The organism is Bradyrhizobium sp. SZCCHNR2028 (assembly GCF_032380995.1).
Lineage (GTDB): Bacteria > Pseudomonadota > Alphaproteobacteria > Rhizobiales > Xanthobacteraceae > Bradyrhizobium.
The window spans coordinates 257,610-276,264 of the sequence record NZ_JAUHJF010000002.1; the positions used below are offsets into that span (position 1 = coordinate 257,610).

Annotated in this window: 16 protein-coding genes; 13 read left to right on the forward strand and 3 right to left on the reverse strand. The window is 67.4% G+C overall.

The genetic code is table 11. From position 1 onward, the window contains the following. Positions 1 to 44 precede the first annotated feature (44 nt). From QX121_RS04335 to murG, 6 genes are all read left to right on the forward strand, one after another. On the forward strand, positions 45 to 1,505 hold the full coding sequence (locus QX121_RS04335) for a UDP-N-acetylmuramoyl-L-alanyl-D-glutamate--2,6-diaminopimelate ligase (protein ID WP_315771385.1): 1,461 nt from the start codon (positions 45 to 47) through the stop codon (positions 1,503 to 1,505). Continuing rightward, positions 1,502 to 2,878: a UDP-N-acetylmuramoyl-tripeptide--D-alanyl-D-alanine ligase gene (gene murF, locus QX121_RS04340; protein WP_315811267.1), complete on the forward strand. Its 1,377-nt coding sequence runs from the start codon at positions 1,502 to 1,504 to the stop codon at positions 2,876 to 2,878. Before QX121_RS04335 ends, murF begins: the two co-directional genes overlap by 4 nt. Before the next feature lie 196 nt (positions 2,879 to 3,074). After that, a complete protein-coding gene (mraY, locus tag QX121_RS04345; RefSeq protein ID WP_315736774.1) occupies positions 3,075 to 4,181 on the forward strand; it encodes a phospho-N-acetylmuramoyl-pentapeptide-transferase in 1,107 nt (368 codons plus the stop codon). A 109-nt stretch (positions 4,182 to 4,290) separates the two neighbouring features. After that, the gene (murD, locus tag QX121_RS04350; protein WP_315811268.1) at positions 4,291 to 5,691 is read left to right on the forward strand and encodes a UDP-N-acetylmuramoyl-L-alanine--D-glutamate ligase; all 1,401 of its coding nucleotides are present in this window, start codon (positions 4,291 to 4,293) and stop codon (positions 5,689 to 5,691) included. Positions 5,692 to 6,037: 346 nt separating this feature from the next. Then, positions 6,038 to 7,189 (forward strand): putative lipid II flippase FtsW, encoded by a 1,152-nt coding sequence (ftsW, locus tag QX121_RS04355; RefSeq protein ID WP_315811269.1) that lies wholly within the window; start codon positions 6,038 to 6,040, stop codon positions 7,187 to 7,189. A 44-nt stretch (positions 7,190 to 7,233) separates the two neighbouring features. Next, a complete protein-coding gene (gene murG, locus QX121_RS04360; protein ID WP_315811270.1) occupies positions 7,234 to 8,337 on the forward strand; it encodes an undecaprenyldiphospho-muramoylpentapeptide beta-N-acetylglucosaminyltransferase in 1,104 nt (367 codons plus the stop codon). Here the strand turns inward: murG and QX121_RS04365 are convergent. Continuing rightward, positions 8,334 to 8,561, reverse strand: coding sequence for a hypothetical protein (locus tag QX121_RS04365; RefSeq protein WP_315778783.1), 228 nt, complete (start codon positions 8,559 to 8,561; stop codon positions 8,334 to 8,336). The two genes, murG and QX121_RS04365, sit on opposite strands and share 4 nt — an antisense overlap. Here QX121_RS04365 and QX121_RS04370 point away from each other — a divergent pair. Next, positions 8,556 to 9,221, forward strand: a complete 666-nt coding sequence (locus tag QX121_RS04370) for a helix-turn-helix domain-containing protein (protein ID WP_315811416.1) — start codon at positions 8,556 to 8,558, stop codon at positions 9,219 to 9,221. The genes QX121_RS04365 and QX121_RS04370 overlap by 6 nt on opposite strands. A gap of 4 nt (positions 9,222 to 9,225) precedes the next feature. Here QX121_RS04370 and QX121_RS04375 read toward each other — a convergent pair whose 3' ends face one another. Together QX121_RS04375 and QX121_RS04380 are read right to left on the reverse strand one after the other, a co-directional pair. After that, a complete protein-coding gene (locus QX121_RS04375; protein WP_315771395.1) occupies positions 9,226 to 9,963 on the reverse strand; it encodes a carbonic anhydrase in 738 nt (245 codons plus the stop codon). Positions 9,964 to 10,021: 58 nt separating this feature from the next. Then, positions 10,022 to 10,255, reverse strand: a complete 234-nt coding sequence (locus QX121_RS04380; RefSeq protein ID WP_315811271.1) for a hypothetical protein — start codon at positions 10,253 to 10,255, stop codon at positions 10,022 to 10,024. 67 nt (positions 10,256 to 10,322) lie between these two features. Here QX121_RS04380 and murC point away from each other — a divergent pair, with 67 nt between their 5' ends. The 6 genes from murC to ftsZ all read left to right on the forward strand — a co-directional run bounded on the left by murC (position 10,323) and on the right by ftsZ (position 18,501). After that, positions 10,323 to 11,726 (forward strand): UDP-N-acetylmuramate--L-alanine ligase, encoded by a 1,404-nt coding sequence (murC, locus tag QX121_RS04385; protein ID WP_315778781.1) that lies wholly within the window; start codon positions 10,323 to 10,325, stop codon positions 11,724 to 11,726. A gap of 204 nt (positions 11,727 to 11,930) precedes the next feature. Next, positions 11,931 to 12,854, forward strand: a complete 924-nt coding sequence (gene murB / locus QX121_RS04390; RefSeq protein ID WP_315811272.1) for a UDP-N-acetylmuramate dehydrogenase — start codon at positions 11,931 to 11,933, stop codon at positions 12,852 to 12,854. A gap of 70 nt (positions 12,855 to 12,924) precedes the next feature. Then, positions 12,925 to 13,926 carry a D-alanine--D-alanine ligase gene (locus QX121_RS04395; protein WP_315811273.1) on the forward strand — a complete coding sequence of 334 codons (1,002 nt, stop codon included), beginning with the start codon at positions 12,925 to 12,927 and terminating at the stop codon, positions 13,924 to 13,926. Between the two features lie 274 nt (positions 13,927 to 14,200). Beyond that, positions 14,201 to 15,256 carry a cell division protein FtsQ/DivIB gene (locus tag QX121_RS04400; protein WP_315736786.1) on the forward strand — a complete coding sequence of 352 codons (1,056 nt, stop codon included), beginning with the start codon at positions 14,201 to 14,203 and terminating at the stop codon, positions 15,254 to 15,256. Next, complete coding sequence (gene ftsA, locus QX121_RS04405; protein ID WP_315736788.1) at positions 15,253 to 16,572, forward strand: cell division protein FtsA; 1,320 nt, start codon at positions 15,253 to 15,255, stop codon at positions 16,570 to 16,572. Before QX121_RS04400 ends, ftsA begins: the two co-directional genes overlap by 4 nt. A gap of 90 nt (positions 16,573 to 16,662) precedes the next feature. Then, the gene (ftsZ, locus tag QX121_RS04410) at positions 16,663 to 18,501 is read left to right on the forward strand and encodes a cell division protein FtsZ (RefSeq protein ID WP_315811274.1); all 1,839 of its coding nucleotides are present in this window, start codon (positions 16,663 to 16,665) and stop codon (positions 18,499 to 18,501) included. Positions 18,502 to 18,655: the final 154 nt, after the last annotated feature.

The window sequence follows — 18,655 nt, forward strand, 5'->3', positions numbered from 1 at the left end:
GCTGCCGCCGCCCGGGGCGGGGCCAGGACTGGCACGGAACCAGGATGAAACTTCAGGACCTCCTGGGCGATCAGGCGACGCTCGACGCCCGCATCGCCGCTGTCGAGATCTCCGGCCTCGCGGTGGACAGCCGCGCCGTGCGGCCCGGCGACCTGTTTTTTGCTCTGTCCGGCACCAAGACCGATGGCACCCGCTTCATCGCGGCGGCGATCTCGGCCGGCGCGGTCGCCGTGGCCGGCGCGGCGGGCCCTGGAACGGAGCTGGCCGTGCCATTCATCGCGCTGCCAAACCCTCGGCGGGCGCTCGCGCTCGCTTCATCTCGGTTCTATCCGCGCCAGCCGGCGACCATTGCCGCCGTCACCGGCACCAGCGGCAAGACGTCGGTCGCCGCCTTCACGCGCCAGATATGGCAGCGCCTCGGCCACAGTTCGGCCAGCATCGGCACCGTCGGGCTGGTGTCGGACAAACGCACCGTCTACGGCTCGCTGACGACGCCGGATCCGATCGCACTGCATCGGCAGATCGACGAGATCACGCAGGATGGCGTCACCCATCTGGCGTTCGAGGCCTCGTCGCATGGGCTCGATCAATTCAGGCTCGATGGTGTCAGGGTCTCGGCCGGCGGGTTCACGAACCTGTCGCGCGACCACATGGACTATCATCCGGACATCACTCACTACCTCAACGCCAAGCTGAGGCTGTTCCGCGATCTCGTGCCGCCGGGCGGCCCTGCCGTGATCTCGGCCGATCATGAGTGCTCGCCGGAGGTCATCGCCGCCGCGCAGACACGCGGTCTTCGCCTGATGACGGTGGGAACGCATGGGGACGGCGCTGGAGAGGGCATCCGGCTGGTGGCCACTGCAATCGACGGCTTTGCTCAGCAGCTCCAGATCCAGCATTGCGGCCGCATGCATGCGGTCCGCCTGCCGCTGGTCGGCGCGTTTCAGATCGAGAATGCGCTGGTCGCGGCGGGCCTTGCGATCGGCACCGGCAGCGATCCGCAAGCCGTGTTCGAATCTCTCGAGCAGCTCGAGGGCGCCAGGGGCCGGCTCGAGCTGGTCGGCGAGCACAATGGTGCACCCATCTTCATCGACTACGCGCACAAGCCGGACGCGCTTGCCAAGGCGCTGCACGCGCTGCGGCCCTATGCTGCGCGAAAACTCGTCGTCGTGTTCGGCGCCGGCGGCGACCGTGACACCGGCAAGCGCCCTTTGATGGGCGCGATCGCCGCTGAAGGGGCCGACAGCGTCATCGTCACCGACGACAACCCGCGCAGCGAGGATCCGGCTGCGATCCGCGCCGCGATCCTCGCCGCCGCACCCGGTGCGCGCGAGATCGGCGATCGGGCGGAGGCGATCGAGGTCGCGATTGGCGAGCTGCAGCCCGGCGATGCGCTCGTGATCGCCGGCAAGGGCCACGAGACCGGACAGATCATCGGCAGCAATGTTCTGCATTTCAGCGATCACGAAGCGGTCGCGGACGCGTTGGCATCGAGGACACCATGACGAAGGCGCTGTGGACCGTGGCGGAGGCGGCGCGCGCGCTCGGCCTCGCCGGTGACTATCCGGAGAGCCCGATCGATTTCGTGACGCAGGACAGCCGTGCCGTGAAGCCCGGCAGCCTGTTCGTTGCGCTGAGCGGCACGCCGAGCGGTGGCTTCGTGTCGAGCTTCGCCTCCAGCCGCGACGGCTGGGAGTTTGCGGCCAACGCCGAAGCGGCCGGCGCCGTCGCGATGATCGTGCCGCACAGGATCGACGGCATCACCGTGCCGCAGCTCGTGGTGCAGGACACGCTGATCGATGGATTGTGGACGCTCGCGCGCGCTGCAAGGGCGCGCTTTCATGGCCCGGTGATCGGGCTCACCGGCAGCGCCGGCAAGACCTCGACCAAGGAGTTCATCGCCGCCTATCCCGGAGCGTCAGCCAGCCCGTCGAGCTTCAACAATTTCTGGGGCGTGCCGCTGACGCTGTGCAATGCCGATCCGGGCGCTTCGGTCTGGGTCGTCGAGATGGGCATGAATCAAAAAGGCGAGATCGCGCGGCTGACGGAGCTGTCGCAGCCGACGGTGGCTCTCGTCGTCAACGTGCAGCCGGTGCACCTGGAGAAGCTCGGCAGCCTGGAAGCGATCAGGAAAGAGAAAGTCTCGATCGCGTGCGGGCTGCCGGCTGACGGCGTTCTCGTGCTGCCGGCCGATCTCGCTGCGCCAGAATGGGCGGGCAAAGTGACCCGCTTCGGTGGCGGCGCTGACGTGCGCGAGCTCGCGCACACCTCGCGCGGCGACAGCTGGGATGTGTCGGCAGACATCGCCGGTCGCCGCGTCGCCTTCACGGTGACGCCGGGGGCGCCGCATCGCCTGCACAATGCGCTGGCGGCGCTCGCCTCCATCGCGGCGGCCGGGCTCGATCCGGCGCTGCTCGCGCCGACGCTCGGCCAGGTCGGCATCATGACGGGCCGCGGCGTCGAGCAGACCATCGGCGACATCGTTCTGATCGACGACAGCTTCAACGGCAATCCGGCCAGCATGGCGGCGGCGCTCGACAGCCTGCAGGCGCGGCCGGTGCGGGGGCGGCGCATTGCCATCATCGGCGACATGCTGGAGCTCGGCGACGAGGCGCCGGCCTATCATCAGGGGATGGTCGCTCATCTCGCCGGGGTCGACGGTGTCTATTGCGTCGGTCCGCTGATGCGTCACCTGTTCGACAGCCTGCCGCAAGCGAAGCGGCTCGGCTGGCACGAGGATCCGGTGACGTTGGATCCCGGTCGGGTCGCGGCGCTGCTCGCGCCGGGCGACGTCGTCGTCATCAAGGGCAGCAAGAAGATCTTCTGGGTCAACAAGTTCGTGTCGAAGCTCGCCGCGGCGTTGCAGGGCGTCGGTTGAAATCGGGCGATATCGCGGCGCGGCAGAAGGATAGTTTTCCACTGGTGGCCGAAGCGGTCATGCCGGACGGATCGTTCCCGTCGGGCTACGATTCGCACCCGGCCCCGTTCATGGTTAAAAGAGACTGGACCGGATTCGCGCACGAGCAACCGTGTTGGCGTGGCTTAGTCTCGGTGAGGCGGCATAGGCGGGTTGGATGTTCTACTGGTTGATCGAGCTGACGAATACGTTTCCGAGCCTTTCGGTGTTTCGCGGGCTCTTGAACGTGTTCCGTTACATCACCTTCCGGACCGGCGGCGCCGTCGTCACCGGCGCGCTGTTCGTGTTCCTGTTCGGCCCCTGGATCATTGATCATCTCAGGCTGCGTCAAGGCAAAGGCCAGCCGATCCGCACCGACGGCCCGCAATCGCATATCATCAGCAAGAAGGGCACGCCCACGATGGGCGGGCTGATGATCCTCTCGGGACTCGTCGTCTCCACCGTGCTGTGGGCCAATCCGCTCAATCCCTATGTCTGGATCGTGCTCGCGGTCACGCTCGGCTTCGGCTTCGTCGGCTTCTATGACGACTATCTGAAGGTCACCAAGCAGTCGCATTCGGGCTTCGCTGGCCGCCTCAGGTTGCTGATCGAGGCTGCAATCGCGCTGGTCGCCTGTTATGCGCTGGTTCGCCTCGGCCGCGATCCATCCTCGACAGGGCTGGCGATTCCCTTCTTCAAGGACCTCGTCTTCAAGTTCGGCTGGCTCTATGTCATCTTTGGCGCCTTCGTCATCGTCGGCGCAGGCAATGCCGTCAACCTGACCGATGGCCTCGACGGCCTTGCGATCGTGCCGGTGATGATTGCCTCGGCGAGCTTCGGTCTGATCGCCTACCTCGTCGGCAATGCCGTGTTCTCCGACTATCTGCAGATCCATTATGTCGCGGGCACCGGCGAGCTTGCCGTGCTGTGCGGCGCGGTGCTCGGCGCCGGGCTCGGCTTCCTCTGGTTCAACGCCCCGCCGGCCTCGATCTTCATGGGTGACACCGGCTCATTGGCACTTGGCGGGATGCTCGGCTCGATCGCGGTCGCCGTGAAGCACGAGATCGTGCTGGCGGTGATCGGCGGCCTGTTCGTGCTGGAAGCCGTGTCGGTGATCGTGCAGGTCGCGTCGTTCAAGCTGACCGGCAAGCGCATCTTCAGGATGGCGCCGATCCACCATCATTTCGAGCAGCTCGGCTGGACCGAGCCGCAGATCGTGATCCGGTTCTGGATCATCTCGGTGATGCTGGCGCTGGTCGGTCTCTCGACGCTGAAGCTGCGCTGATGGGTCCGTATGCCATGGATTGTCATTCCGGGGCGCGCGCAGCGCGAACCCGGAACCCCGAGATTGCGGATCAGCGCTGCGCGGTGTCCGGAACGACGGAGTTCTTCCCATGATCCCCGTCACCTCATTCGCCGGCAAGACCGTCGCCGTGTTCGGACTCGGCGGCTCGGGGCTGGCTTCGTGTCATGCCCTGCGGGCCGGCGGCGCCGAAGTGATCGCGGCCGACGACGGCGCCGATCGGATGACGGAAGCGGCGAAGGCGGGTTTCATCACCGCCGATCTGCGCACCGTCTCCTGGGCGAACTTCGCCGCGCTGGTGCTGGCGCCGGGCGTGCCGCTGACCCATCCCGTGCCGCATTGGAGCGTGCTCAGGGCACGCGAGGCCGGCGTCGAGGTGATCGGCGACATCGAGCTGTTCTGTCGCGAGCGCAGGCGGCACGCGCCGGATGCGCCGTTCGTCGCCATCACCGGCACCAACGGCAAGTCGACCACGACCGCGCTGATCGCGCATCTGATGCGGGTTGCCGGCTACGACACCCAGATGGGCGGCAATATCGGCACCGCGATCCTGTCGCTGGAGCCGCCGCGCATGGGCCGCGTCCACGTCATCGAGATGTCATCCTACCAGATCGACCTGACGCCCTCGCTCGATCCGAGCGTCGGCATCCTCATCAACGTCAGCGAGGACCATCTCGACCGTCACGGCACGATCGAGAACTACGCGGCCGTGAAGGAGCGCCTTGTCGCCGGCGTGAAGCCGCAAGGCACCGCGATTGTCGGCGTCGACGACGGTTTTTCGCGCGCGATCGCCGACCGGCTCGACCAGGCCGGCAAGCGCGTCGTGCGCATCTCGGTCAAAAATCCGCTGGCTGACGGGCTGTATGTCGAGCACGAGACCATCCTGCGCAGCGCTGGCGGGGCGCGCAGCGAGGTTGTGCGGCTCGGTGGCATCGGCTCGCTGCGCGGCCAGCACAATGCGCAGAATGCGGCCTGCGCGGCGGCGACTGCGCTCGCGCTCGGTGTCAAGGAGGACGTCCTGCAGCAGGGGCTGCGCAGCTTTCCCGGCCTGGCGCATCGCATGGAGCAGGTCGGCCGCCGAGCCAACGTGCTGTTCGTCAACGACTCCAAGGGCACCAATGCGGATGCGACCGCGCATGCGCTGTCGTCCTTCGCCGACATCTTCTGGATCGCCGGCGGCAAGCCGAAGGCCGGCGGCATCACCAGCCTCGCGGGCTTCTTCCCGCGCATCCGCAAGGCCTATCTGATCGGCGAGGCGGCTATGGAGTTCGCCGGCACGCTCGGTGACAAGGTGGCGCACGAGATGTCCGGCACGCTGGAGATCGCGGTGGCGCAGGCGGCTGCAGACGCTGAAGCCTCTGGCCTGAAGGAGGCCGTGGTCCTGCTGTCGCCGGCCTGCGCTTCGTTCGACCAATTCCGCAACTTCGAGATCCGCGGCACGCGGTTCCGCGAGCTGGTGCAGGCTCTGCCGGGCGTGAAGCCGGTGGCGTAGCTTCATCGCGACGGTACGGTGTGTTGGATTCTCCTCTGCGCGGAGGATGACGGTGTTTGCTCAGCAGGCCGGACGCTTGAACGATACGACGCGCATCTGCAGCAGCACACACCGGTGTCGTCCCGGCGAACGCCGGGACCCATACCCTCATGAAGCGGTTTGAGGCACGCGGGTCGTTGGCATTTTGTCCGTTCACGATGGCCGCGGCGTATGGGTCCCGGATCGGCGCCGCGACGCGCTGGCGCGTCACGGCTTGTCCGGGGCGACAGCGGAGGAATCCTTAACCCTTCAATAACCATCCTGGGCGCCAATGGTCTGATTCCTTAAGGCCTCAGGTGGACGCCCGATGCTCTCCCGTGAAGAACGCAATCCGCTGTCCGACTGGTGGTGGACGGTGGACCGCCCGCTGCTCGGCGCCATCCTCGCCTTGATGCTGTGCGGGGTGATCCTGTCGCTGGCGGCCAGCCCTCCGGTCGCGACCCGGATCGGGCTCGATCCGTTTCACTTCTTCAACCGCCACGTCCTGTTCCTGCTGCCGTCCTTCATCGTGCTAATCGGCGTGTCGTTCCTGTCGCCGCGCCAGATCCGGCGCAGTGCGCTGGTGGTGTTCGCGGTCGCCATCGTGCTGATCGTGCTGACGCTCGCGATCGGGCCGGAGGTGAAGGGCTCGCGGCGCTGGATCACGCTGATCGGTGTCAACATCCAGGCGTCCGAGGCCGCGAAGCCGGCCTTCGTCGTGGTTTCCGCCTGGCTGTTCTCGGAATCGGCGCGGCGGCCCGACATGCCGGCGACCACGATGGCGCTGGTGCTGCTGCTGATGCTGGTGTCGCTCCTGGTGATGGAGCCGGATTTCGGCCAGACCATGCTGATCCTGATGGTCTGGGGCTCGCTGTTCTTCATCGCCGGCATGCGCATGATCTGGGTCGCGGGCCTCGCCGGCGCCGCGGCCGCTGGTCTGTTCGGCGCCTATCTGCTGGTCCCGCACGTCGCCGGCCGCATCAAGCGCTTCATGAACCCGGCATCGGGCGACACCTTCCAGGTCGACACCGCGATGGAGGCGTTCTCCAACGGCGGCTGGTTCGGGCTGGGGCCGGGCGAGGGCATCGCCAAGCGCAGCCTGCCGGACAGCCACACCGATTTCGTGTTCGCGGTCGCCGCCGAGGAGTTCGGCATCATCCTGTGCCTGGCGCTGGTCGCGCTGTTCGCCTTCATCGTGATCCGCACGCTGTCGCGCGCCTATGCGACCGAGGACGGCTTTGCGCGCTTCGCGGCCTCGGGTCTGGCGATCCTGTTCGGCATCCAGGCGGCCATCAACATCTCAGTCAACCTGCAGCTGATCCCGGCCAAGGGCATGACCTTGCCCTTCATCTCCTACGGTGGCTCCTCGATCGTGTCGCTGGCCTATGGCGTCGGCATGATGCTGGCGCTGACCCGACAGCGGCCGCGGATGGAGGTCGAGGCCGGCGACGCAGCCGGCGCGCTGCGCAATTACGCCTAGGCTGCCTGGCTCGCAATGACCGCACATTGCCTGTAAACAAGCGCATGACCTCAACCGCGCCTCTCATTCTGCTCGCGGCCGGCGGCACCGGCGGCCATCTGTTTCCTGCTGAAGCGCTCGGTGTCGAGCTGATCAGGCGCGGCTATCGCGTCCGTCTCGTCACCGATGAGCGCGCGCTGCGATACAGCGGCCTGTTCACCCCGGACATGATCGACGTGGTGCCGAGCGAGACCGTGCGCAGCCGTTCGCCGTTGGCGCTGGCGCGCACCGCGCTGCTGCTCGGCAGCGGCACCATCGCGGCCTTCAACCTGATGCGGCGGCTCAAGCCCGCGGCCGTGATCGGCTTCGGCGGCTATCCGACCGTGCCGCCGCTGCTGGCGGCGCGGCTCGCCGGCGTGCCCAGCCTGATCCACGACGCCAACGCCGTGCTCGGCCGCGCCAACCGTTTCCTGTCCGCGCATGTGAAGGCGATCGCGACGTCGCTGCCTGGCGTGCTCGACCGCGATCCGGCGCTTTCGGCGAAGACCACCACGGTCGGCACGCCGATGCGTCCCGCCATCCTCGAAGCGGCGGCCATGCCCTATGTGGCGCCGGAGACTTCGGGCCCGTTGCGGCTGCTCGTCGTCGGCGGCAGCCAGGGCGCGCGCATCATGAGCGACATCGTGCCCGGCGCGATCGAGCGGCTGGAGCCGGCCCTCTGGGACCGACTGGTGCTGACCCAGCAGGTGCGGCAGGAGGACATGGCGCGGGTGCGCGCGGTCTATGACCGGCTCAAGATCAATGCCGACCTGCAACCCTTCTTCACCGACCTGCCGGCGCGGCTTGCTGCCGATCACCTCGTGATCTCGCGTTCCGGCGCCGGTACCGTCGCCGAGCTCGCCGCGATCGGCCGTCCTTCGATCCTGGTGCCGCTGCCGGGCGCCATCGACCAGGACCAGTTTGCCAATGCCGGCGTGCTCTCGGACGCGAACGCCGCGATCCGGATCGTGCAGAGCGAATTCACCTCCGACAGGCTGGCCTCCGAGATCTCGGCGCTCGCCGCCGAGCCCACGCGTCTCGCAGCGATGGCCCAGGCTGCGCGCGCGGCCGGGCGGCTCGATGCCGCCGAGCGGCTGGCCGACCTCGTGATCAGGACGGCGGCGCTCTAGTTGATCGAGTGCGCGGTGATGCGATGACGAACCGGAGCGCTGACCAGGGCGCCATCGCGGCGGATGATCATCCGATGCGTTTGCGACGCCATCCGTCCTTCGTGCCCGTGTTCGTCGGATTTTGCGATCAGCTGATTGCGCCCCTGCGCGGTCAGCGCCTGATGATCAAGCTGTTCGGTCAGCGCGCCCCGACGGAAATTGCTGCGCACATCGTGATGATGCACGTGTCGGCGCGCAAATCGGCCGAGCGGCCGACCCTGACGCGCCTGCAGATGCGGCTGCCGGGTCCGCGGCAGACGGCGGCGTTCGTCGCGCTTTTGCGCGGTCTGTCGCTGGTGACCGTCGAGCGAGATCCCGGGGACGCCCGCATCCGCTATCTGGTGCCAGGCGCCGTCATCCTCGAGGGTCTGCGAGGCTGGCTTGCCATGCATCTGGATTGCCACGCGCGGTTGACGCATGCCTACGGACTGAGCCTTCGTCTGCAGGACGACGCCGCGTTCTACGCGGAGACGATCCGGCAATGTGCGAGCTGGCTCTGCCGCGACAACCGGCCCCTGACGGGATTTCCCGATCTCGCCTGGACCGACGAGCACGACAGCGGCATCCATCTGGCGCTGACACTCGTCGCCCGTTCCGCCGCTGGGCGCGAGGCCGTCGAGATTTCGACGGCGGAGCTTGCGACCTCGCTGGGCGTCTCGCGCTCCCATATCCGCAATCTGCTGGCGACAATGGAGGAGCGCGGTCTGCTGCGCTTTGGCGACGGGCGCCGGCATCTGACGCTGATGCCGGATTTCGTGGCTTCCGTGGAGGCCTGGTTCTGCCACCAGGTGTGCTGGCTCGCGGCCGCAGCCGCGCGTGCGGATCGCGCGCTGCGGCCAGCTTGACGCGTCAGATCATCGTGACCCGGCCGGAGCCGATGTCATAGATGCCGCCGACGATCTTCACCTTGCCCTCGGCGACCATGCGGCCGACGATCGGCTTGGCGGTCGACAGGCGCCGGACATTGTTGCGCACGTTCTCCGCGGTGGCCTCGGCCAGCAGGTCCTGCGGCTTCTTCGCGATCGCGGCCTCGACGCCGGGTTTGAGCGCATTGATCAGGGCGGGCAGGTGGCCAGGCAGCTTGGTGCCGTCCTTGAGCACCTTGATCGTGGCATCGATGGCGCCGCAGCCGCTGTGACCAAGCACCAGCACGAGAGGCGTGCCGAGGAACTTGACGCCATATTCGAGGCTGGCGAGACCGTCGTCGTTGACGAAATTGCCGGCGACCCGGACCACGAACAGCTCACCGGGCCCCTGATCGAACACCAGCTCCGGCGCGACCCGTGCATCGGCGCAGCTCACGATCGCGGCGATCGGGTACTGTGCCGCGGCGCGCGCCGCGCGGCCGGCCGAGAAATCCTTGTTGTCGAGATTGCCGGCGACGTAGCGCGCGTTGCCATCGACGATGCGCTTCATCGCGTCGTCCGGCGAGATCGCGTTGGGGGGTGTTGCGATGTCGCTCGTCTGCTTGGCTTCCTTCGCAAACGCCGGAAGCGCGCCGAGCGCCGCGGCAGCCAGCACTGCGCCGCCGCCGAGCAGCCGACGGCGGGACAATACGGGAGGGTGCGTTTCACACAGCGAGCACATCGGCGGGGATTCTCCATCAAGAGTTGAAAGATGCGCGACCGGCACGCCGGCCGCGGCACTACCCATGCCACGCGAACTGACGCGGTGAACGCGCAAAAATTGCAGGTATCCCGTTGGGACGGGTTTGCGTGGGATCGTGCTTAACAATTTGTGAAGCGGGCATCCCCGGCGGGAACTGCTCGCCCATCGCGGCCGCGAAGCTGCCAAAATCGGCCAAAATCGGGCGGGCGCCTGCGAATTTGGCGATGTTTACGGCCGGGGCGGACTTGTCCAGGCCGGTCATGTCTTGCAAGAAGGGCTGATGATTCGCGGTCGCGCCCCTCCGCCGGGCGCCCGGAACCCTTGAGACGAGACGCCCCATGAGACTGCCGCGCGAGATCGGACCCATCCACTTCGTCGGGATCGGCGGCATCGGCATGAGCGGCATCGCCGAGGTGCTGTGCAATCTCGGCTACACGGTGCAGGGCTCGGACGCCTCCGACAACGCCAATGTCGCGCGGCTCCGCGAGAAGGGCATCACCGTCAGCGTCGGCCACAAGGCCGAGAACGTCGCCGGCGCGGATGTGGTCGTCGTCTCGACCGCGATCAAGCGCGACAATCCGGAGCTGATGGCCGCGCGCGCCCAGCGCATCCCCGTGGTGCGGCGGGCCGAGATGCTGGCCGAGTTGATGCGGCTGAAGAGCTGCGTCGCCATCGCCGGGACCCATGGCAAGACCACGACGACCTCGATGGTTGCGGCGCTGCTTGATGCCGGCGGGCTCGATCCCACCGTCATCAATGGCGGCATCATCAATGCCTACGGCACCAATGCGCGGCTCGGCGGCGGCGAGTGGATGGTGGTCGAGGCGGACGAGAGCGACGGCACCTTCCTGAAGCTGCCGGCGGATGTCGCCATCGTCACCAATGTCGATCCCGAGCATCTCGATCACTTCAAGACCTTCGACGCCGTGCAGGAGGCGTTCCGCACCTTCGTCGAGAACGTGCCGTTCTACGGCTTTGCCGTGATGTGCATCGATCACCCGGTGGTGCAAACGTTGGTCGGCAAGATCGAGGACCGCCGGATCATCACCTACGGCGTCAACCCGCAGGCCGATGTGCGCCTCGTCGATCTCACGCCGATGGGCGGCGGCTCTCGCTTCAAGGTGGTGTTCCGCAATCGCAAGAGCGGCGCGACGCACGAGATTGCCGACATCGCGCTGCCGATGCCCGGCCGGCACAACGCCTCGAATGCAACGGCGGCCATCGCGGTCGCGCGGGAGCTTGGCCTGTCCGACGAGGCGATCCGCAAGGCGATTGCCGGCTTCGGCGGCGTCAAGCGCCGCTTCACCCGCACCGGCGAATGGAATGGCGTGACCGTGATCGACGATTACGGCCATCACCCGGTCGAGATCGCGGCCGTGCTGAAGGCGGCGCGCGAATCCACCAACGGCAAGATCATCGCCGTGGTGCAGCCGCATCGCTACACCCGCCTGCAGTCCCTGTTCGAGGAGTTCTGCACCTGCTTCAACGACGCCGACGCAGTCGTCGTCGCCGATGTCTATCCGGCTGGTGAGGCGCCGATCGAAGGCGTCGATCGCGACCATTTCGTGCTCGGCCTGCGCGCCCACGGCCATCGCGACGTGGTGCCGCTGCCGAAGGCCGCGGACCTCGCCGGCATCGTCAAGGGCCTCGCCAAGCCGGGCGATCTCGTCGTCTGCCTCGGCGCCGGCAACATCACGCAATGGGCCTACGCGCTTCCCAACGAGCTCAAGGCGCTGGGGTGACCAGGTGAGCTTGACGAAGCGGGTCCCTGCCACACGGCACGCTCTGCTCTCTCTCCCCTTGTGGAGGAGAGGTGGAGAGGGGGGTACCACGAGCGCCGGCGCCTGGGGCTCACCCCCCTTCCTGACCCTCTCCCACAAGGGGGGAGGGAACGGAGAGTGCGTGCCGACCCTGACGATGTCGGGGCACGATGCGAGAGCGGCCGCATGACCTTCCCCGACATCACCCCCGACCTCAAAGCCGTCATGCCGGAGCTGCGCGGGCGGCTGCTGGCCAATGAGACCCTGGCGCCGTTCACATGGTTTCGCGTCGGCGGTCCGGCGCAGGTGTTGTTCACGCCGGCCGATGCCAACGACCTCGCTTATTTCCTGAGGCGGCTTCCAGCCGATCTGCCGGTCACCGTCATCGGCGTCGGTTCCAACCTCATCGTGCGCGACGGCGGGGTGCCCGGCATCGTCATCCGCTTGGCGCCGCGCGCGTTCGGTGAGGTCAAGGCGGAAGGCGACATCGTCACGGCCGGGACGGCTGCGCTCGATAAGCGCGTGGCCGAGGTCGCAGCCTCCGCCAATCTCGCCGGCCTCGAATTCCTGTTCGGCATCCCCGGCACGATCGGCGGCGCGTTGCGAATGAATGCCGGCGCCAATGGCGGCGAGACCAAGGACATCCTGGTCGAGGCGATTGCGATCGACCGCAGCGGGGAGACCCGTCTCTTCAACAATGCCGAGATGAAGTTCACCTATCGCGCGAGCGGCGTCGATCCGTCGCTGATCTTCACGGCAGCGCGCTTCCGCGGCACGCCGTCGGCGCCGGAGGCGATCCGGGCGCGCATGGCCGAGGTGCAGGCGCATCGTGAGACGGCGCAGCCGATCCGCGAGAAGACCGGCGGCTCGACCTTCAAGAATCCGCCCGGACATTCCGCCTGGAAGCTGGTCGATTCCGCGGGCTGCCGCGGCCTCAAGGTCGGCGGCGCCCAGGTTTCCGAAATGCACTGCAACTTCCTGATCAACACCGGCGATGCCACGGCCGAGGACATCGAGACGCTCGGCGAGACCGTGCGTGCGCGGGTCAAGGCGAGTTCGGGCATCGAGCTGCAGTGGGAGATCAAGCGGATCGGAGTCAAGGCGAGCTGATCGCCCCGCTTGCTCACGTGACGTCAGCGCAATCGCGACTGCGGTTGTGAGATCAACCGAGAAGACATTGATGCGCACCACGATTTTGTTCGGCGGCTCCAACAAGGAGCGCCTCGTCTCGGTCGCCAGCACCAAGGCGCTGCATGCCGCGCTGCCCGAGGCTGACCTCTGGTTCTGGGAGGCCGACGACACGGTGCATCAGGCGAGCGGCACGGCGCTGGTCGCGCATGCGAAGCCGTTCGAGGAGCCGTTCACCGCCGATGGCCCCCGGATCGGGACGCTCGCCGAGGCTCTCGATCGCGCCAGGGCCGAGGATCGGGTTCTGGTGCTCGGTCTCCACGGTGGCCGGGCGGAGAATGGCGAGCTTCAACTGATGTGCGAGCTTCGCGGCGTGCCGTTCACCGGCTCGAGCTCGGCTGCCTCGCACCTCGCCTTCGACAAGGTCGCGGCGAAGCGCTTCGCCGTGCTCGGCGGGGTGACGGCGGCCGAGGGCGTCGCGCTCGATGACGCCGAAGCGGCGCTGGCGCGCTACGGCAGGCTGATCGCCAAGCCGGTGAAGGACGGATCGAGCTTCGGGCTGATCTTCGTCAACGCCAGCCAGGACCTCGTTGCCGTCAAAGCGGCAGCCGCGACCGAGGAGTATCTGATCGAGCCCTTCGTCACCGGGACGGAGGCAACCTGCGGCGTGCTCGAACAGGCCGATGGATCGCTGATCGCGCTGCCGCCGATCGAGATCCTCCCCGCAGACGGCGCCTTCGACTATTTCGCGAAGTACCTCGCCGCGGCGACGAAGGAGATCTGTCCCGGCCGCTTCAGTCCGGAGGTGACGGCCGCGCTGCAGACGGAGGCGATCAAGGCGCATCGCGCGCTGTCCTGCGGTGGCTATTCGCGCACCGACTTCATCGTCTCGTCCAATGGTCCCGTTTATCTGGAGACCAATACGCTGCCCGGGCTGACCGCGGCCTCGCTCTATCCCAAGGCGCTCGCGGCACAGGGCATCGCCTTCGTCGATTTCCTCAATCAGCAGATCGCCTTGGCCGAGGGGCGCAGTCGCCGATCAAACGTGCGGTAGACGCACCGGAGGTCCCCCGGCCCGGCGTCCCCCGATGGTTCCTGTAACCTGTAAAATGCTTAAGAATTCCAGGCAAGGTCCTCATAAATCGGAGAAAAAATTCGTCTCTCCGGACCGATTTTACTTTTTGTTTACCAGGACGTCCGAAGGTTAACGCTGGCGCCTCAGTGGTGCTCGGCTGCCGGGTCGTGACGTCACCAGTGTCCGGCCGGCCGGGAGCGCAGGCGCGGGTCCGCGAGTATCTGCGGGCGCAACAGTTTGATGAGCTCGTGCAATGGATGGTGCAGGACGCCTCGCTCGATCGCAGAGGCCTCAAGCGAACCTGAAAGCCGCTGCCCTTGGCGCGGCAATCCTGCTGCGCGAGTATGTCTCGGCCCGCCTTCCGCGTGTCCGCTTCGCGCGGGGATACACGAAGCAACCTCTGGGCCGGCGGTCGACCCGAAGAGATCTTGCGCCGATGCAGGCCGCGCTCGCGCCGATGGTCGAGCGTGAGGCGCCGCCGCGCGTGGTCGAGCTCGTCGAGCGCTATCTGCCGCGCCGGCTCGGCACCGTGGCGACCGTGGTGCTCTTGTTCGGCAGCGTCTGGCTCGGCATCGTCAAGGGCGGCCACGCCCAGGACGTCAGCGCGGCCCTGTCCGACACCCGCAATGCGCTGGCCAATGCGGCCGGCTTCCGCATCACGGCCGTGGCGATCAATGGCCGCAAGCAGCTCACCCAGGACGAGATCCTCGCCGTCGGCGGCGTCACCGGCCGCTCCTCGCTGCTGTTCCTCGATGCCGCCGCCGTGCGCGACAGGCTCAAGGCCAACCCCTGGATCGCCGACGCCACGGTGCAGAAGTTCTTTCCGAACCAGCTGCAGATCGACGTCGTCGAGCGCAAGGCGTTCGCGCTCTGGCAGCAGGAGGGCCGCCTCTCGGTCATCGCCGATGACGGCGCCGTGCTCGAGCAATACGTCTCGCGCCGTTTCCTGACGCTGCCGTTGGTGGTCGGCAAGGGGGCCGAGAGCCGCGCGCGCGATTTCCTGGCGCTGCTCGCCCGTTACCCGCAGGTGCGCGCCGTCACCAAGGCCGCCGTGTTCGTCGGCGAGCGGCGCTGGAACCTGCGTACCAAGGACGGCCTCGACATTCGCCTGCCCGAGCACGATGTCGGCAACGCGCTCGCCACCCTGACCCAGCTCGATCAGGACGATCGGCTGTTCTCACGCGACATCGTCGCCATCGACTTGCGGCTGCCGGACCGCCTGACGGTGCAACTGTCCGAGGACGCAGCGAAGGCGCACGACGAGCTGTTCAAGGACAAGAAGTCCAAGAAGAAGGCCGGTGACGCATGACCGGCTTCGATCGCCAGACTCCGAAGACGCGCCCGATGGGCCAGAAGCGCACCGCGCTTGTGGCCTCTCTCGATGTCGGCACCAGCAAGATCGCCTGCATGATCGCGCGGCTGAAGCCGGCGCCGCCGAGCGACGCGCTGCGCGGCCGCACCCACACGGTCGAGCTGATCGGCTACAGCCAGATCCAGTCGCGCGGCGTCAAGGCCGGCGCCGTCGTCGATCCCGTCGAATGCGAGCAGGCCGTGCGGCAGGCGGTCGCACTGGCCGAGCGCATGGCCAGGGTGCGGGTCGAGTCCGTGCTGCTGCCGGTCGCCGGCGGCCGCGTCATGGGCCATCTGATCGAGGCCACCTCGGACATTCGCGGCGGCGCCGTGACCCAGGCCGATGTCAGCCGCGTGACCTCAACCGGCATGCATCACGCCACCGGCGACGGGCGCGCGGTGCTGCATGCCTTGCCCGTCGGCTACACGCTCGATGGCGTGAAGGGCATCCGCGACCCCCGCGGCATGCTGGCGCGGCAGTTCGGCGTCGACATGAACGTGGTCACGACCGACGCCACCGTGGCCAAGAACCTGATGCTCGTGGTGGAGCGTTGCCATCTCAACGTCGAGGCCATGGCGGCAAGCCCGTATGTTGCCGGGTTGTCGGTGCTGACCGACGACGAGGCCGATCTCGGCGCTGCCGTGGTCGAGATGGGGGCGGGCACCACGACGATCGCGATCTATTCCGGCGGCCGCTTCGTCCATGCCTCCGGTTTTGCGCTCGGCGGGCATCACGTGACCATGGATCTTGCGCGCGGACTATCAGCGTGCATTGCAGATGCCGAGCGAATCAAGACGTTATATGGCACGGTGCTGACTGGCGGGTCCGACGCGCGTGAGTTGATGTCTGTTCCGACGGCCGGTGACAACGAGCGGGATGTTCCGCAGATCGTGTCCCGCGCCACCATCGCGAACATCGTCAGGCACCGCGCAGAGGAGATTTTTGAAATGGTCCGCGACCGGCTGAAGGATTCGCCCTTTGCGGCAGAACCCAAGGCGCGCGTCGTCCTCAGCGGAGGCGCCTCCCAGCTGACGGGGCTGGTCGAGCTTGCGACCCGGATCCTCGACCGCCCGGTGCGTGTCGGCCGCCCGCTTGGCTTCGGCCGTCTTCCCAACGAGGCCAAGAACGCCGCCTTCGCGGTGCCGACGGGGCTGCTGGTCTATCCGCAATACGCGCACCTCGAACATGTCGAACCGCGGCATACGCGGCAGGTCGGGACAGGAACCGACGGCTACTTCGGAAAGGTCGGACGATGGCTACGCGAGGGCTTCTGATGACCGGTTTCCATCCCATGCGATTTCCAACAACACCAACCGCGGCCGGCGGCCGGGGCGAACCCACCCGCGCGTGATCGAGAGGCAATCATGGCACTCACTATTACCCCTCCTGATATCCACGAGCTGAAGCCCCGGATCACCGTGTTCGGGGTCGGCGGCGCGGGCGGCAACGCCGTCAACAACATGATCACGGCTGGCCTTCAGGGCGTCGACTTCGTCGTCGCCAATACTGACGCGCAGGCGCTGACCATGTCCAAGGCGCAGCGCATCATCCAGATGGGCACGCAGGTGACCCAGGGCCTCGGCGCCGGCTCGCAGCCGGATGTCGGCGCCGCCGCCGCACAGGAGGTGATCGACGAGATCCGCGATCACCTCTCGGGCGCCAACATGGTGTTCGTGACCGCCGGCATGGGCGGCGGAACCGGCACCGGTGCAGCTCCGGTCATCGCCAAGACCGCGCGCGAGATGAACATCCTCACCGTGGGCGTCGTCACCAAGCCGTTCCACTTCGAAGGCGCGCGCCGCATGCGCACCGCAGAATCGGGCATCTCGGAGCTGCACAAGGTCGTCGACACGCTGCTGATCATCCCGAACCAGAACCTGTTCCGGGTCGCCAACGAGAAGACCACCTTTGCGGACGCCTTCGCGATGGCCGACCAGGTGCTCTATTCCGGCGTCGCCTGCATCACCGACCTGATGGTCAAGGAAGGCCTGATCAACCTCGACTTCGCCGACGTCCGCGCCGTCATGCGTGAGATGGGCAAGGCGATGATGGGCACCGGCGAGGCCTCCGGCGACAAGCGCGCGCTGACCGCGGCCGAGGCCGCGATCGCCAACCCGCTGATCGACGATTCCTCGATGAAGGGCGCGCGCGGCCTCCTGATCTCGATCACCGGCGGCAAGGATCTCACGCTGTTCGAGGTCGACGAAGCCGCGACCCGCATCCGCGAGGAGGTCGACCAGGACGCCAACATCATCGTCGGCGCCACCTTCGACGAATCGCTCGACGGCCTGATCCGCGTCTCGGTGGTTGCCACCGGCATCGAGCAGGCGCAGTTCAACCGGAACGTTACGACCTCACAGCCGGCGGCGGCTGTCGCTCCGATTGCCGCCGCCCCGACCGCTGTTGCGGGTCTTCCTGAAAGCCGCCTCGCCGATCTGACCGCGCGCCTGCGCGCCGACAATCAGCGCCTGGCTGAACGCGCCGCCAAGCTCGAGCAGCAGGCGTCGCAGGCTCCGGCCGTCGCCGCTCCGGCACCCGCGCCGATGGCGCCTGCGCCGCGTCCGGCGCCGAATCTCGAGCGTGATACGCTGGCCGCCGTCGCGGCCGCGATGGCAAGCGAGCCCGGTCCGTCGGCTGCCCCGGCGCAGGCAGCGTCCTATGGCGATGTGACGGTGCGCCCGATTGCACAGAAGCCGTCGCTGTTCCCGGAGCCCGAGGCGCAGCGCGCGGCTCCGATCGAGCCGGCGGCCTTGCCCGAGACCTTCATTCCGCAGGCCGCCGAGCGGGTTCCGGTCCGCGCGCCGCGCATGCCGAAGTTCGAGGACCTGCCGATGCCGGCCCAGGCCGAGATTCGTCAGGCGAGGGGCGACGAGGGCGACGAGCATCCGCAGAAGACCCGGATGTCGCTGCTGCAGCGTCTCGCCAATGTCGGTCTCGGCCGCCGGGACGAGGACGCCGAGCCGCCGCTGCCGGTGCGGACCGCGGGTCCTGCCATGCCGCAGATGCCGCCGCTGCCGGAACGGAAGCCGCAGCGGAACGTTGCTCAGCAGGTTGCGAGCCACGAATCGCCCGTCTCGGAGTATGCCCGCCGTCCCGCGCCGCAGGGGCTGGATGTCCATGGCCGTCCCGCGCCTGTGTCCCCGGCGCCACAGGGAGACGACCATTTGGATATCCCAGCCTTCCTCCGCCGGCAGGCAACCTGAGAATTGTTACAGCCCTGACGGTGCTGAACAGGCCCGGCTCGCGAGAGCCGGGCCTTTTCCTTGGCCTCCCGGTGCGCGCCGATCGCCCTTCAACTAACTGATTTTAAATGATTAATTATTCTTTCGGTGTTTAGATCGGGAACCAGGAGGGTTA

What these genes read in the sequence shown, in the direction of transcription:
- murF (WP_315811267.1), top strand. Translation starts at nt 1,502, where the DNA reads ATGACGAAGGCGCTGTGGACCGTGGCGGAGGCGGCGCGCGCGCTCGGC.
- ftsZ (WP_315811274.1), top strand. Translation starts at nt 16,663, where the DNA reads ATGGCACTCACTATTACCCCTCCTGATATCCACGAGCTGAAGCCCCGG.
- ftsW (WP_315811269.1), top strand. Translation starts at nt 6,038, where the DNA reads ATGCTCTCCCGTGAAGAACGCAATCCGCTGTCCGACTGGTGGTGGACG.
- QX121_RS04395 (WP_315811273.1), top strand. Translation starts at nt 12,925, where the DNA reads ATGCGCACCACGATTTTGTTCGGCGGCTCCAACAAGGAGCGCCTCGTC.
- murD (WP_315811268.1), top strand. Translation starts at nt 4,291, where the DNA reads ATGATCCCCGTCACCTCATTCGCCGGCAAGACCGTCGCCGTGTTCGGA.
- QX121_RS04335 (WP_315771385.1), top strand. Translation starts at nt 45, where the DNA reads ATGAAACTTCAGGACCTCCTGGGCGATCAGGCGACGCTCGACGCCCGC.
- murG (WP_315811270.1), top strand. Translation starts at nt 7,234, where the DNA reads ATGACCTCAACCGCGCCTCTCATTCTGCTCGCGGCCGGCGGCACCGGC.
- QX121_RS04370 (WP_315811416.1), top strand. Translation starts at nt 8,556, where the DNA reads ATGCACGTGTCGGCGCGCAAATCGGCCGAGCGGCCGACCCTGACGCGC.
- murB (WP_315811272.1), top strand. Translation starts at nt 11,931, where the DNA reads ATGACCTTCCCCGACATCACCCCCGACCTCAAAGCCGTCATGCCGGAG.
- mraY (WP_315736774.1), top strand. Translation starts at nt 3,075, where the DNA reads ATGTTCTACTGGTTGATCGAGCTGACGAATACGTTTCCGAGCCTTTCG.
- murC (WP_315778781.1), top strand. Translation starts at nt 10,323, where the DNA reads ATGAGACTGCCGCGCGAGATCGGACCCATCCACTTCGTCGGGATCGGC.
- QX121_RS04375 (WP_315771395.1), bottom strand. Translation starts at nt 9,963, where the DNA reads ATGTGCTCGCTGTGTGAAACGCACCCTCCCGTATTGTCCCGCCGTCGG.
- QX121_RS04400 (WP_315736786.1), top strand. Translation starts at nt 14,201, where the DNA reads ATGGATGGTGCAGGACGCCTCGCTCGATCGCAGAGGCCTCAAGCGAAC.
- ftsA (WP_315736788.1), top strand. Translation starts at nt 15,253, where the DNA reads ATGACCGGCTTCGATCGCCAGACTCCGAAGACGCGCCCGATGGGCCAG.